The organism is Bacillus cereus group sp. MG4, from assembly GCF_040460055.1.
Taxonomy (GTDB): Bacteria; Bacillota; Bacilli; order Bacillales; family Bacillaceae_G; genus Bacillus_A; species Bacillus_A wiedmannii.
Genome location: NZ_JARVGZ010000001.1, coordinates 1755188 through 1770706, shown reverse-complemented (window position 1 = coordinate 1770706; position 15519 = coordinate 1755188). Strand labels below are relative to the sequence as shown.

Genomic DNA, 15519 nt, shown 5'->3' with positions numbered 1-15519 from the left:
ACATGTCAGTTTTAGATAATTTTGATCAATGGAAGAGCTTTTTAGGAGAACGTTTAGAACAGGCATCAGGAAAAGGTCTTGATGGTGGTGCTGTATCAGATATGGCATTTCGTGTTGGAGATTATTTAGCAAATGAAGTAGAAGCGCGCAACGATCAAGAGAAATTATTGTCTGAGCTTTGGAAAGTTGCTGATGAACAAGAGCAACATACAATCGCAAACTTAATGGTGAAGTTTGTACAGCATAAGTAAAAAATAGAGAGGAGATTCTCCTCTCTATTTTTTTTGTATAATAATTGAACGGGATAGATTATACATTTAGCTTCCCTATTAAGGTGAAATCATATAATATAGTACGTAGGTGTAAAGTAAGCAAGGGGAGTGATCTTGGATGATTGAATGGTATTTTGAATATGAAATACATAAAAACCGACCTGGCTTGCTTGGTGACGTTTCTTCGTTAATCGGTATGCTCGGCATTAATATTGTCACAATTAATGGTGTAGATAATGCACGACGTGGATTACTCCTTATGTGTGATAATCAAGAGCAAATCTCTAGACTTGAATCAATTTTAAATACGATGGATAACATAACGGTAACGAAATATCGTCCGCCAAAGCTAAGAGATAAGCTAGCGGTTAGACATGGTAGGTACATACAACGAGATGCAGATGATAAGAAGACATTTCGATTTGTACGTGATGAATTAGGGTTACTTGTAGACTTTATGGCTGAAATAATGAAAAAAGAAGGTCATAAACTAATCGGGATACGAGGAATGCCTCGTGTCGGAAAAACAGAATCCATTGTTGCCGCAAGTGTTTGTGCAAATAAAAGATGGTTATTTGTATCATCTACTCTTATTAAGCAAACTGTTCGTAGTCAATTGATTGAAGATGAGTATAGCGACGACAATATTTTTATCTTAGATGGAATCGTGTCAACAAAGCGTGCTAACGAAAGGCATTGGCAGCTTGTTCGTGAAATTATGAGATTACCTGCAACGAAAGTTGTGGAACATCCTGACGTATTTGTGAGTCAGTCAGAATACACATTGGATGATTTTGATTATATTATCGAGTTGCGTAACGATTATGATGAAGAAATTCAATATAATTTAGTAGATGAAATTGAGCAAGGTACGCAAAATAATTTCTCTATGTTTGACTTTTAAAGAAATATTGAGGTGTTAGTAGTGACAGAATTAGGACAAAAGCTGAAAGAAGCAAGAGGAACGAAGGGCTTGTCTATGGATCAGCTGCATGAGATTACAAAAATTCAAAAACGCCATTTAGTAGCGATTGAGGAAGGCAATTATGATGTATTGCCAGGAGCTTTTTATGCGCGTGCATTCATTAAACAATACGCAGATGCGGTTGGGTTAAATGGAGAGGAACTGCTTGTAGAATATCAGAGTACGATACCACAATCTGAAAAACGCGACGTTCCACAAGTATCAACAGGACAGAAAACACAAGAAACAATGCAAAAATCTTCATCATGGCCAATTGCAGATCATATGCCGAAAGTTTTAGTTGCGCTATTAGTAATTGCATTTGGAGTGGTAATTTGGTTTGTTTTCCAAGCGTTAACTGGAAAAGGTGATGAGAAAGTTCCGAATGCTCAAAGCGAGAAAATTGAAGTTAAAAAAGCAGAAAACTCTCCGTTAGATACGAAGAAAGATGAAGTGAAAGCGGAAGAGCCGAAAAAAGAGGAACCAAAGAAAGAAGAGCCAAAGAAAGAGGAACAACCAGCACAACCAACGGGACAAGAAGAAGTAAAAGTAGTTGGTACCACTGGTAAAGTATCTACTTTGGAAATTCATAACAATAAAACATTAGAACTGGAAATATCGGGTAAAGGTGCGAGTTATGTAGATGTTAAAGATGATGCGGGGAATGTGATTCTAAACGCTACAGTACAAGAGGGCCAAATAGAAAAACGTGATGTATCAACATTAAAAGAAGTGCGACTTAATATTGGGAATGCAACGAATGTTGAAGTTAAACTGAATGGCCAAGTGGTCGCTTATCCATTGGATCCAGAAAAAGAACTTCACCAAAGATTGGTGATAAAAAACCAAGGGATAGGGCAACCAGCACAATAATAGTCATCGCCTCGATGACTTTTTTAAATGAACAAATGTTTTTGATATGATGGAGGAATAGCTGTGAATTTACCAAATAAAATTACAATATCTAGAATCTTCTTAATTCCAATTTTTATGGTAATTATGTTAGCGCCCTTTGAATGGGGTTCATACACAATTGGTGATGTTGATTTACCAATTCAACATTTAGTAGGGGCACTTATCTTTATTATTGCTTCGGCTACAGATTGGATTGATGGACATTACGCAAGAAAGTATAATCTTGTAACGAATTTAGGGAAGTTTCTTGACCCGTTAGCTGATAAATTACTTGTTTCAGCAGCGCTTATTACATTAGTTGAGATGCAATACGTACCTGCTTGGATCGTTATTGTAATTATCAGCCGTGAGTTTGCAGTAACTGGTTTACGCCTTGTACTTGCTGGAACAGGAGAAGTAGTGGCAGCAAATCAGTTAGGGAAAATTAAGACGTGGACACAAATTATTGCAATTGCGGCGTATTTATTACACGATGTACCTTTAAATTTAATCCATATCCCAGTTGCTGATATTTTCATATGGATTGCATTAATCTTTACTGTTATTTCAGGGTGGGATTATTTCTGGAAAAATAGAGCTGCTTTTGTAAACTCAAAATAGAAGTTTATGGGGGAATTGGGATGAATGCTGAAATTATTGCGGTTGGAACTGAATTATTACTTGGACAAATTGCAAATACAAATGCCCAGTTTTTATCTGAAAAGTTAGCTTCAATCGGAATTAATGTGTACTACCATACTGTAGTTGGAGATAATAACAAGCGATTACAGCAGGCAATTGAAGTTGCGGAAGAACGTGCTGACATACTTATTTTCACAGGTGGATTAGGCCCGACAAAAGATGATTTGACGAAAGAAACGATATCTTCTAGGTTGGGTGAAGAGCTTGTATATGATGAAAAGGCATTAGCATCGATAAGCGAGTACTTTAAGCGTACAGGTCGCGAGTTCACAGAGAATAATAAAAAGCAAGCGCTCGTTTTGAATGGAGCAACTGTATTTGCGAATGATCACGGCATGGCACCTGGTATGGGGCTAAATAAGAACAGGAAAGTTTATATTTTATTACCAGGACCACCGAAAGAGATGAAGCCGATGTATATAAGTTATGTAGAGCCTTTTTTACGTAACTTTACAACAGGAGAAAACATTTATTCTCGTGTGCTTCGCTTTTTCGGGATTGGGGAATCTCAATTAGAAGTGAAAGTTCAAGATTTAATTGATGGACAAACGAACCCGACAATCGCCCCCCTTGCTAATGATGGAGAAGTGACACTACGTTTAACTGCCAAACATCAAAATGCTGATGAAGCTGCGAAACGCATTCAGCATATGGAAGATTTGATTTTAGAAAGAGTAGGAAAATTTTTCTACGGGTATGATCAAGAGTTTCTGCATGATAAGGCGATAGAGTTATTGAAGAAAAAAGGATTAACTTTAGCGTGTGCAGAAAGTTTAACCGGTGGTCTCTTTGGCAATCAAGTAACAGAAAGTGCTGGTGTGTCTTCGGTATTTAAAGGCGGTATCATTTGTTATCATAATGATGTGAAGCAACATGTTTTACATGTACCTGCGGAAGTGTTGTCTACTGATGGTGCAGTTAGTAAAGAATGTGCTCGTTATCTTGCTGAAAATGTTAAGGGCTTATTAAAAGCGGATATCGGAATTAGTTTCACTGGGGTAGCAGGACCGGATGCTTCAGAACATAAAGAGCCGGGAACAGTATTCGTTGGATTGGCGATTAAGGATGAACCAACTGTAGTCTTTCCTCTTATTTTAAGTGGAAGTCGTCAACAAATTAGGGAACGTTCGGTGAAATATGGATTTTATCATTTATATAAAAAGCTAGAAGAGATATAAGTTTCTTCTAGCTTTTTTTATGGTTAAACTCATTTTTATTTAATGGAAAATAAAAAAATCGAATAAATGTTCGATTTTGTTGGCAAATTGAATTGAAAATAGGTATAATAAGATTAGCAATTCAGTTAAGGAGGAATTTTGAATGAGTGATCGTCAAGCGGCGTTAGATATGGCGTTAAAACAAATAGAGAAGCAATTCGGTAAAGGTTCAATTATGAAATTAGGAGAACAAGCGGAGCGTAGAATTTCTACAATTTCAAGTGGTTCTTTGGCACTTGATGTGGCATTAGGGGTAGGCGGCTACCCACGTGGTCGTATTATCGAAATTTATGGACCAGAAAGTTCAGGTAAAACAACAGTTTCATTACACGCAATCGCGGAAGTACAGCGTCAAGGTGGACAAGCAGCGTTTATTGATGCGGAGCATGCAATGGATCCTGTATATGCACAAAAATTAGGCGTTAACATAGATGAATTACTATTATCACAACCTGATACAGGGGAGCAAGGACTAGAAATCGCAGAAGCACTTGTACGAAGTGGCGCGGTTGATATTATCGTAATTGACTCTGTAGCAGCTCTTGTACCGAAAGCTGAGATTGAAGGAGACATGGGTGACTCACACGTAGGTCTACAAGCTCGTTTAATGTCTCAAGCACTTCGTAAGCTGTCAGGTGCAATTAATAAATCAAAAACAATCGCAATCTTTATTAACCAAATTCGTGAAAAAGTTGGGGTTATGTTCGGAAATCAACCACAAGTTGCTTAATCAGAGCGTAGTACTTGAATCTTTATTTGTCTTCTTCATTTAAGTCTTTATAAGGGATTTCTTATAAGGAGAGATTAAGGTGGCAGTGACAATCGGAAATAGAACTTATCGAAACATAGAACAATGGCAAGTGGATTTTATCGCGACACATGCGGAGAGAAAATTAAAAGATATAGGTAAAGAAATTAATCTGGATGAAAGGCGAGTAGGTGAAATATTAAAGTTACTCGGAATTAAAAGAACCAGACATAGGAAGATTTATTTACCTAAAACCGCAGAAGTTGAATAGGAGTTAAAAAATCCATATTTATCACATGTTGAAATTGCCGTTAAGTATGGCGTATCCGATACATGTGTTGCTAAAAGGAGAAAAGAGCTTAATGTAAAGGTCAGAAAGAAAAATTATGATACTTTACTGGAACAACAGGTCGAACAGATATTATTAAGCTTAGATCTGGCGTTCATTAAGCAAAAAAGAATCGATAAGTGGTCCATTGATTTCTACTTAGGTAGAAAATATTGTTTAGATGTCCATGGGAAATGAGCACACTCACTCCACAAAATAAGAGAACGAGATAAAAGAAAACTTTTATTTATGGAAGAGAGCTGCTATAAATATCTTGTTATACATGAAGAAGAGTTAGTAAATAAAGAAAAAGTCGCACAAAAGATTAAGGAGTTTACCATGGGTTTCCCTTGCTAGTGATAGCATGTTAAAAAACCTTGTGAACCTTATTGCCTAAGGGTGTAACTATTTATATAGTTGCTAACGGTGAAGCCCACCATTATTTAGGGTAATACCGTGCCAAGCTTCATATTTATATGGGGAAGGTGTAGAGACTACCGAAAAGGACTTTTAGTTAACTGAGTAGGGTACGGCAGATGATAGGCTACTGCTGGAAGTGCAAGGCTCTCTGTAAAGAGATGAAGAGATAGTCCGGACTATAGAGATGGAAAATCTATAGATAGTGCCAGAAACAACTCCAGGAGGTCGTGCGTTGAAATTCTATTCAACAGTTCGTCTTGAAGTGCGTCGTGCGGAGCAATTAAAGCAAGGTAACGACATCGTTGGTAATAAAACAAAAGTAAAAGTAGTTAAAAATAAAGTGGCACCACCATTCCGTGTTGCTGAAGTTGATATTATGTACGGAGAAGGTATTTCAAGAGAAGGTGAAATCTTAGATATGGCTTCTGAACTTGATATCGTTCAAAAGAGTGGTGCTTGGTACTCTTATAATGAAGAGCGTTTAGGTCAAGGTCGTGAAAATTCGAAGCAATTCTTAAAAGAGAATACGGATTTAAGAGAAGAAATTGCCTTCTTTGTTCGTGACCATCACGGAATTGGTGAAGACTCTGGTGCTGAAGACACGGAAGATTCAAATCTTCAAGATTAAAAAATAAAAGACACGGAACCGTGTCTTTTATTTTTAATTATTATGAAAGCGTTGTATATCGTTGGAGATAAAATATTTAATCTGCCTAAAAGGCTATGTATAAAGAGGGATATATGCATGTTTTGTATGCATAAACTGGAATTCACTAAGGTTTTCCAGGATAATATGCTGTCTTCTTTTTAAATTCATATATGAATTAGAGCTGAAGGTAAAGAAAGTAAAAGTAGACAACGCTTGACAATGAAAATTGCGATAGATACAATGAGAATGTATATTTTTTCTTATATACGAAACACTCTTCTCAAGAAGAGAAGTAATATTCGGAGTAAGACTTAAATCTTGCCGAAATAATAATATGACATTTTAATTGTGAAATGAAGAAAGTCCCTTAAAAAAGCGGGACGACGGTCTTTGCTGTATGTTGGTATTCAATGTACATGCCGACAGTCTTTTTTCATTCATAGCAAGGGGAGGTGAAATCATGAGTAGTACAGTTTGGATACTCATCTCCATTTTGCTTGCAACAGTCGGTGCAGTTGTTGGCTTTTTTGTTCGAAAGTCTATTGCTGAAGCGAAGATTAATGGTGCAGCTAACGAAGCGAAACGTATTCTAGACGAAGCGAATCGTGAGGCTGAAGCACTTAAGAAAGAAGCGCTTTTAGAAGCAAAGGATGAAATTCATACACTTCGTACAGAAGCTGAATTAGAAATTCGTGACCGTAGAAGCGAATTACAAAAACAAGAAAATCGTTTAATGCAAAAAGAAGAGAACCTTGATCGTAAAGACGAAACGCTCGATAAACGCGAGCGACAGTTAGAAAAGAAAGAGGAATCTCTTGTAGCGAGACAACAACAGATTGAAGAGTTGGAAAGCAAAGTGGGAGAGTTAGTTCAAAAGCAACAAACAGAATTAGAGCGCATTTCCAATCTGACACGCGAACAAGCGAAAGCAATTATTCTTGGTAAAGTAGAAAGTGAAGTTTCTCATGAAATTGCCGTAATGGTAAAAGAAAGTGAAGTTCGTGCGAAAGAAGAAGCGGATAAGAAAGCAAAAGAGATTTTATCTCTTGCAATGCAAAGATGTGCAGCTGATCATGTTGCTGAAACAACCGTTTCGGTTGTAAATCTTCCAAATGACGAAATGAAGGGACGTATTATCGGACGTGAAGGTCGAAATATTCGTACGTTAGAAACGTTAACAGGTATTGACCTAATTATCGATGATACACCAGAAGCGGTTATCCTTTCTGGATTCGACCCAATTCGTCGTGAAACAGCTCGTATCGCTCTTGATAAACTAGTACAGGACGGACGTATTCACCCAGCGCGTATTGAAGAGATGGTCGAAAAATCAAGACGTGAAGTGGACGAGTATATTCGCGAAGTCGGAGAGCAAACAACGTTTGAAGTGGGTGTTCATGGATTACATCCAGATTTAATTAAGATTTTAGGTCGTTTAAAATACCGTACAAGTTACGGACAAAACGTCTTAAAACACTCTATGGAAGTTGCATATTTAACTGGACTTATGGCAGCGGAGCTTGGTGAGGATGAAAAACTAGCAAGACGTGCTGGTCTATTACATGATATCGGTAAAGCAATTGATCATGAAGTAGAAGGTAGCCACGTTGAAATTGGTGTCGAACTCGCAACGAAGTATAAAGAGCATCCTGTAGTTATAAACAGTATTGCATCTCACCATGGGGACACAGAACCAACTTCTATCATTGCAGTTTTAGTTGCAGCAGCAGATGCATTATCAGCTGCAAGACCTGGAGCTCGTAGTGAAACACTTGAGAACTATATTCGTCGTCTTGAAAAGTTAGAAGAGATTTCAGAGTCTTATGAAGGCGTAGAAAAATCTTTCGCAATTCAAGCAGGACGAGAAGTTCGTATTCTGGTAAAACCAGATACAATTGATGATTTAGAAGCTCATCGTTTAGCTCGTGATATTCGAAAACGTATTGAAAATGAACTGGATTACCCAGGACATATTAAAGTAACTGTTATTCGTGAAACACGTGCAGTGGAATACGCAAAATAAAGTGGTGAAACACCACTTTATTTTTTTGTGTTGGAATTGGTTAAAATAAAGGAAATTAGTTCCCTACATTAACGGGCAATAAGCCTCCCGCCTCAAAATTCAGCGAAAGAAAAGAAGTTAGGTTGGGAATCAACTGCCCGTAAATGTCCGATTGGTGGGGGCTAATAATCAGTGGGGATGAAGGAAACCCCCACTGATTAAAGTTTCACTTTATAGCTAGCATACAAGTGAAACAAACTTATAATAAATATATTGTAAGGAAATCACTTGAAGCTATAGTAATAAAAAATGTAGTACATAGGAAGGGTAAGACATATGAGAATATTATTTGTTGGGGATGTAGTAGGATCTCCTGGTAGAGGTATGATTCAACAATACGTACCGGCATTAAAGAAGAAATATACACCTACAGTAACCATTATTAATGGAGAAAATGCAGCAGGTGGCCGTGGAATTACGGAAAAAATATATCGAAACTTTTTAGAATGCGGGGCACAAGCGGTTACACTTGGAAACCACGCTTGGGATAACCGTGAAGTATTTGAATTTATTGATGACGCAAAATATCTTGCAAGACCAGCTAACTTCCCAGAAGGAACTCCAGGAAAAGGACTTATCTTTGTGAACTGCAATGGAACAGAAGTTGCAGTTATTAACTTACAAGGACGTACATTCCTTCCTCCAATTGATTGTCCATTCCGTAAGGTGGATGAATTAATTAACATTGCAAAAAAACGTACGAATATTATCTTTATTGATTTTCATGCGGAAACTACAAGTGAAAAACAAGCGTTAGGTTGGTATGTAGATGGTCGTGCTACAGCAGTAGTGGGTACACATACACATGTTCCTACAGCAGATAATCGTATTTTACCAAGCGGAACCGCATATATCACAGATGTTGGTATGACAGGTCCTTACGATGGGATTTTAGGTATGGATCGAGAAGCGGTATTGAAGAAGTTTTTAACAAACTTACCAGTACGATTTGAAGTGACAAGTGGTAGAACACAATTAAGTGCAGTGCTAGTTGATGTGGATCCTAATACAGGAAAAGCTAAGAAAATCCAGCGTATCTTAATTAATGATGATCAGCCATTTTTTGAGTAATTTCTGGATAAGATTTAGAAAAGTTATTATTTTTTAATTTTTTAGAAAAATTACAGAAATTTAGCAGGAATACGCGTCATTCCTCGTGAATATAAGTTAAAGTGAAATAATTGCTAATACTTTTTATAGAAACGAGGAGGAAACGCGGAATGGAAATATTAAAAGTTAAAGCAACGTCGGTCCCTAATTCTGTAGCTGGTGCACTTGCAGGTGTTATTCGCGAACGCGGAACAGCAGAAATTCAAGCCATTGGTGCAGGTGCATTGAACCAAGCGGTAAAGGCAGTAGCAATTGCAAGAGGATTTGTAGCGCCTAGTGGTTTGGACCTGATTTGTATCCCAGCGTTTACGGATATTATGATTGATGGGGAAGAACGTACAGCAATAAAATTAATTGTAGAACCTCGTTAAGTTTAAACAACCTGTTTGCAGTATGCAAACAGGTTGTTTTTATAATGGAGGAATGAAAATGAAAATTTTTGATGCTCATTGTGATGTGCTTCTTCAGTTATGGAGTGCACAAGGGAAAAAGGATTTTAAACATGATCCGCAATTACATATTACATTTGAACAGTTAAAGAGAAGAAAAGGAAGTATACAATGTTTTGCTATATATGTGCCAGAAACAGTGCTATATGAAAAACGATTTGAAGCGGCATTACAAATGGTAGATATTTTTTATAATGAAATTTTATCATTACCGGGTGTAAAGTTTATTCAGACAAAAGATGATATTAACATGTTAAAACAGGACGAGATTGGAGCGATATTAACACTAGAAGGATGCGAAGCAATTGGAAAAGATGCAATGAAATTACGGTTGTTGTATCGCCTAGGAGTACGTTCTTTTGGACTAACATGGAATTATGCCAATCTATTAGCTGATGGTGCGCTAGAGACACGTGGGGCGGGTTTAACGACTTTCGGTAAAGAAGTTGTACAAGAACTTAATACGTTACATGCATGGACTGATGTGTCTCATCTGAATGAAAGAAGTTTTTGGGATGTTGTAGAAAGTGCAAAAAATCTTATTGCTTCCCACTCAAACTGTATGAAACTTTGTCAGCATCCACGTAATTTAAACGATGAACAACTTAAAGCTCTTATAAAGCGAAATGGCATGATAGGTGTCACTTTCGTACCGCAGTTTCTAACAAATGAAAAACAAGCGAATATAACAGATATAGTAAGACATATCGAATATATTTGTTCATTAGGTGGAGAGAAGAATATAGGGTTTGGTTCGGATTTTGATGGGATATTAGAAACAGTTGTAAATGTATCAGCGTATCGAGATTATGAAAATGTAATGAATGAGCTTTGTAAACACTATGCTGCATCTACTGTAGAGCGATTTTTATATGATAATTTTGTTGAACATATAAGCTTTTAAGATTTTTGTTTTAAAAATCCAGAAAAATTAGAATTAATTCATTTGATATTATTGCTTTTTTTAAGACCTAATACTAGAATGAAAAACAAAATAGCTTTATACTAAAGATTCAGGGAAATCAGAAGAGGCATAATTTGCGTCCGTTGTAGTTTATTTGTATAAAAAATGCTAAACTATTACTGTAAAAAAATACACTACAATGAATGCAGCCAAAAGGGGTGTAGGAGATGATTAGTCAACTTTCATGGAAAGTTGGAGGCCAACAAGGTGAAGGAATTGAAAGTACAGGAGAAATCTTCTGTATTGCATTAAACCGATTAGGATATTACCTATACGGTTACCGCCACTTCTCATCACGTATTAAAGGCGGCCATACAAATAATAAAATTCGCGTAAGTACAACAGAAGTACGCGCGATCTCAGATGATTTAGATATTTTAATTGCTTTTGATCAAGAAACAATTGATTTTAACTTCCACGAACTACGTCCAGGTGGAATTGTAGTTGCGGATGCGAAATTTAATCCAACAATACCTGATAATACAGATGTAAATCTATATGTGATACCGTTTACAGATATTGCTTCAGAATTAGGCACATCATTAATGAAAAACATGGTTGCTGTTGGGGCATCAAGTGCGGTATTAGGATTAGATGAAACAGCTTATTTAAATGTTGTTGAAGAAATCTTTGGTCGTAAAGGAGAGCAAGTCGTTCAAAAGAATATGGACGCAATTAAGCGCGGCTCTCAATATATGAAAGAATTGCTTGGTGAGAAAGTAAACATGATGCAGCTTGAAAAAGCTGATGGTAAGAAACGCATGTTTATGATTGGAAACGATGCAATCGCATTTGGTGCGGTAGCTGGTGGTGCTCGCTTTATGTCTGCATATCCAATTACACCTGCATCTGAAATTATGGAATACTTAATTAAAAAATTGCCAAAAGTTGGTGGAACAGTAATCCAAACTGAGGATGAAATCGCAGCTTGTACAATGGCAATCGGTGCAAACTATGCTGGTGTTCGTACATTAACTGCATCTGCCGGTCCGGGTCTATCTTTAATGATGGAAGCGATTGGTTTAGCGGGTATTACAGAAACACCATTAGTAATTGTTGATACACAACGTGGTGGTCCAAGTACAGGATTACCAACGAAACAAGAGCAGTCGGATTTAATGGCGATGATTTACGGTACGCATGGTGAGATTCCAAAAATCGTAATGGCGCCAAGTACAGTTGAAGAAGCTTTCTATGATATTGTAGAAGCATTTAACCTAGCTGAAGAATATCAAGTACCTGTTATTTTCTTAACGGATTTACAGCTTTCTTTAGGAAAACAAACTGTAGAACCGCTTACGTTAGATAAAGTGGAAATTCGTCGCGGTAAGCTTGATTTAGAAGCGGAATTACCAGAACGTGAAAATAAAGCATACTTCAAGCGCTATGAAGTAACCGAAGATGGCGTTTCACCACGTGTTTTACCTGGTATGAAAAATGGTGTTCACCATGTTACAGGTGTAGAACATGATGAAACTGGTAAACCATCTGAATCAGCAATAAACCGTAAAGATCAAATGGACAAACGTTTCCGTAAAATGGAGAACTTGAAGTTTAATACCCCTGTCTATAAAAATGTTAAGCATGAAGAAGCGGACGTATTGCTTGTTGGATTTAACTCAACTCGTGGTGCGATCGAAGAAGCAATGGAGCGTTTAGAACAAGAGGGTATGAAAATAAACCATGCTCATGTACGCTTAATTCACCCGTTCCCGACAGCTGAAATCGATCCACTTGTGAAAAATGCGAAGCGTGTTGTAGTGGTAGAAAACAATGCAACAGGTCAGCTTGCTAACATTATGAAAATGAATCTTGGTAACGGTGAGAAAATTTCTAGTCTTTTAAAATATGATGGGAACCCATTCTTGCCGAAAGAGATTTACAACGAATGCAAAAAAGGGGTTGTATTAAATGGCAACATTTAAGGACTTTCGTAACAGCGTAAAACCAAACTGGTGCCCAGGTTGCGGAGACTTCTCGGTGCAAGCTGCAATTCAACGTGCGGCAGCTAACGTTGGTTTAAATCCAGATGAACTTGCTGTTGTCTCCGGTATCGGCTGTTCAGGTCGTATTTCAGGTTATATTAATTCATATGGTGTGCATAGTATTCATGGTCGTGCCCTTCCAATTGCACAAGGTGTGAAAATGGCAAATCGTGATTTAACAGTTATCGCATCAGGTGGTGACGGTGATGGATTTGCGATTGGTATGGGACATACAATCCATTCTATTCGTCGTAACATCGACATTACGTACATCGTAATGGATAACCAAATTTACGGATTAACAAAAGGGCAAACTTCACCGCGTAGTGAAGCTGGATTTAAAACGAAAAGCACACCACAAGGTTCAATTGAACCGTCACTAAATGTTATGGAAATGGCTTTAACAGCTGGTGCGACATTTGTGGCGCAAAGCTTTTCAAGTGATTTAAAAGAATTAACACAAATTATTGAAGCTGGTATTAACCATAAAGGATTTTCATTAATTAACGTATACAGCCCATGTGTTACTTACAATAAAGTAAATACTTACGATTGGTTTAAAGAGAATTTAACAAAACTAAGTACAGTAGAGGGGTATGATCCGTCTAATCGCATGATGGCTATGCAAACGTTAATGGAAAATAACGGATTAGTAACAGGTTTAATATATCAAAATACAGCGCAACCTTCATACCAAGAACTTGTAAAAGGCTATAGTGAGAAGCCTTTAGTGCAAGCTGATTTAAATATGGATCAGAAAATGTTTGATGAACTTGTTGCTGAATTTATGTAATATAAGAAGAGGAGGTTGCCATTTGGTAACCTTTTTTTATGAGTAAAAAATATAGGGTAGTCTTATTTACTTGGAAAATTCAGAATGGTAAAATAATATATAAATCGTTGTATGAAAATGGCGAGTTCATTGCTGATGAAATGTAAGATCAGACAGAGCCTCTTTCTTGTTAAAATTGGCGCAACGCTTCATACTATGGTAATGTTTATAGGGATAAAGCAATATGCTTTTGGATAGGACAAAAAGAAGTATGAAAAGGGAATGTCTATTTGTGTGGGGAAGACTTCATTCTTATGAATGATTAGATTGATTACTCAAGTTTCAAAGGACAAGTTATCTCTCAAGCTATCTAACCATTTTTGAGGTGAGTCAAAGCGCATTAAAATGGACTATAGAGTGTGTATAGTTAAGGGTGAAAGGAGATTACCAATGAACGAGCAACAACGATTAGCAAGTCGACAAGCAAATTCCTCTACGAAAAAAGAAGAGAAAGATTATAGTAAATACTTTGAAAGTGTATACCAACCACCTTCCTTAAAAGACGCGAAAAAACGAGGGAAAGAAGAAGTTAAAATTGAACGGGATTTTGGCTTACCTGAAGAATTTCGCAATTTTGGTACAGGAAGAAAGTTCTATATTCGTACATATGGTTGTCAAATGAATGAGCATGATACGGAAGTAATGGCGGGTATTTTCACCGCACTTGGATATGAGCCAACCTTTTCAACTGAAGATGCAGATGTAGTTTTATTAAATACTTGTGCAATTCGTGAAAATGCTGAAAATAAAGTGTTCGGTGAACTAGGTCATTTAAAGTCATTAAAAAGAAGAAATCCGGACCTTTTAATTGGTGTATGTGGTTGTATGTCTCAAGAAGAATCTGTTGTAAATAAAATTATGCAAAAAAATCAGCATGTAGATATGGTGTTTGGAACGCATAATATTCATAGGTTGCCGTATATTCTTAAAGATGCGATGTTCTCGAAGGAGACGGTAGTTGAAGTTTGGTCAAAAGAAGGGGATGTAATTGAAAACCTTCCGAAAGTACGCCGTGGTGATATTAAAGCTTGGGTAAATATTATGTATGGCTGTGATAAGTTCTGTACATATTGTATCGTGCCGTATACACGTGGAAAAGAGCGAAGCAGACGTCCAGAAGACATTATCCAAGAAATTCGTCATTTAGCTGCGAATGGTTATAAAGAAATTACATTACTTGGCCAGAACGTAAATGCATATGGTAAAGACTTTGAAGATTTTGAATACGGTCTTGGCGATTTAATGGACGAACTCCGTAAAGTTGATATTGCCCGTATTCGTTTTACAACGAGCCATCCACGTGATTTCGATGATCACTTAATTGAAGTGCTTGGAAAAGGTGGAAACTTAGTAGAACATATTCACTTACCAGTTCAATCTGGAAGCACAGATATGTTAAAAATTATGGCGCGCAAATATTCACGTGAGCATTATTTAGAACTTGTAAGAAAAATTAAAGAAGCAATTCCAAATGCAGTATTCACAACTGATATTATCGTTGGTTTCCCGAATGAAACAGATGAGCAATTTGAAGAAACGATGTCGTTATATCGTGAAGTAGGATTTGATACTGCCTTTACCTTTATTTATTCTCCGCGCGAAGGTACACCAGCTGCAAAAATGAAAGATAATGTACCGATGGAAGTGAAAAAAGAACGTCTTCAACGCTTAAATACACTAGTAAATACGTTGGCAATTGAAAAGAATAATCGTTACAAAGGTCAAATTGTAGAAGTGTTAGTTGATGGGGAAAGTAAAAATAATCCAGAAGTACTCGCAGGTTATACTCGTACGAATAAACTTGTAAACTTCGTCGCTTCAAAATCTTTAATTGGTCAGCTTGTGAAAGTAAAAGTAACGGAAGCAAAAACTTGGTCTCTTAACGGGGAATTAGTTGAAGAGCCGATTGAGGTGGAATAATAG

The 15519-nt window shown here is 37.0% G+C and carries 12 protein-coding genes and 3 pseudogenes; all 15 read left to right on the top strand.

The window, feature by feature from the left end:
* Nucleotides 1-2: 2 nt before the first annotated feature.
* The 15 genes and pseudogenes from QCI41_RS09265 to miaB all read left to right on the top strand — a co-directional run bounded on the left by QCI41_RS09265 (nt 3) and on the right by miaB (nt 15516).
* Nucleotides 3-251, top strand: a complete 249-nt coding sequence (locus tag QCI41_RS09265) for a DUF3243 domain-containing protein (protein ID WP_000114455.1) — start codon at nt 3-5, stop codon at nt 249-251.
* 139 nt (nt 252-390) lie between these two features.
* Nucleotides 391-1176, top strand: a complete 786-nt coding sequence (locus tag QCI41_RS09260; protein WP_000574107.1) for a DUF3388 domain-containing protein — start codon at nt 391-393, stop codon at nt 1174-1176.
* 21 nt (nt 1177-1197) lie between these two features.
* Nucleotides 1198-2109: a helix-turn-helix domain-containing protein gene (locus QCI41_RS09255; protein ID WP_000137490.1), complete on the top strand. Its 912-nt coding sequence runs from the start codon at nt 1198-1200 to the stop codon at nt 2107-2109.
* A 63-nt stretch (nt 2110-2172) separates the two neighbouring features.
* A complete protein-coding gene (gene pgsA, locus QCI41_RS09250) occupies nt 2173-2751 on the top strand; it encodes a CDP-diacylglycerol--glycerol-3-phosphate 3-phosphatidyltransferase (RefSeq protein WP_001052976.1) in 579 nt (192 codons plus the stop codon).
* A 20-nt stretch (nt 2752-2771) separates the two neighbouring features.
* Nucleotides 2772-4010: a competence/damage-inducible protein CinA gene (cinA, locus tag QCI41_RS09245; RefSeq protein ID WP_046956498.1), complete on the top strand. Its 1239-nt coding sequence runs from the start codon at nt 2772-2774 to the stop codon at nt 4008-4010.
* 142 nt (nt 4011-4152) lie between these two features.
* Nucleotides 4153-4761, top strand: a pseudogene (gene recA, locus QCI41_RS09240) (recombinase RecA); the annotation flags it as partial.
* A 97-nt stretch (nt 4762-4858) separates the two neighbouring features.
* Nucleotides 4859-5482: pseudogene (locus tag QCI41_RS09235) on the top strand (topoisomerase I).
* A gap of 268 nt (nt 5483-5750) precedes the next feature.
* A pseudogene (locus QCI41_RS09230) lies at nt 5751-6173 on the top strand (recombinase RecA family protein); the annotation flags it as partial.
* A 481-nt stretch (nt 6174-6654) separates the two neighbouring features.
* Nucleotides 6655-8217 carry a ribonuclease Y gene (gene rny, locus QCI41_RS09225; protein ID WP_048545962.1) on the top strand — a complete coding sequence of 521 codons (1563 nt, stop codon included), beginning with the start codon at nt 6655-6657 and terminating at the stop codon, nt 8215-8217.
* Between the two features lie 315 nt (nt 8218-8532).
* A complete protein-coding gene (locus tag QCI41_RS09220) occupies nt 8533-9327 on the top strand; it encodes a TIGR00282 family metallophosphoesterase (protein ID WP_001221093.1) in 795 nt (264 codons plus the stop codon).
* Between the two features lie 149 nt (nt 9328-9476).
* Complete coding sequence (spoVS, locus tag QCI41_RS09215) at nt 9477-9737, top strand: stage V sporulation protein SpoVS (RefSeq protein WP_000404341.1); 261 nt, start codon at nt 9477-9479, stop codon at nt 9735-9737.
* Nucleotides 9738-9795: 58 nt separating this feature from the next.
* The gene (locus QCI41_RS09210) at nt 9796-10719 is read left to right on the top strand and encodes a dipeptidase (RefSeq protein WP_353837576.1); all 924 of its coding nucleotides are present in this window, start codon (nt 9796-9798) and stop codon (nt 10717-10719) included.
* 227 nt (nt 10720-10946) lie between these two features.
* Nucleotides 10947-12704 (top strand): 2-oxoacid:acceptor oxidoreductase subunit alpha, encoded by a 1758-nt coding sequence (locus tag QCI41_RS09205; protein ID WP_088081426.1) that lies wholly within the window; start codon nt 10947-10949, stop codon nt 12702-12704.
* Nucleotides 12691-13557 (top strand): 2-oxoacid:ferredoxin oxidoreductase subunit beta, encoded by an 867-nt coding sequence (locus QCI41_RS09200; protein WP_000190162.1) that lies wholly within the window; start codon nt 12691-12693, stop codon nt 13555-13557. Before QCI41_RS09205 ends, QCI41_RS09200 begins: the two co-directional genes overlap by 14 nt.
* A 429-nt stretch (nt 13558-13986) precedes the next feature.
* The gene (gene miaB / locus QCI41_RS09195; protein ID WP_001005405.1) at nt 13987-15516 is read left to right on the top strand and encodes a tRNA (N6-isopentenyl adenosine(37)-C2)-methylthiotransferase MiaB; all 1530 of its coding nucleotides are present in this window, start codon (nt 13987-13989) and stop codon (nt 15514-15516) included.
* Nucleotides 15517-15519 lie beyond the last annotated feature (3 nt).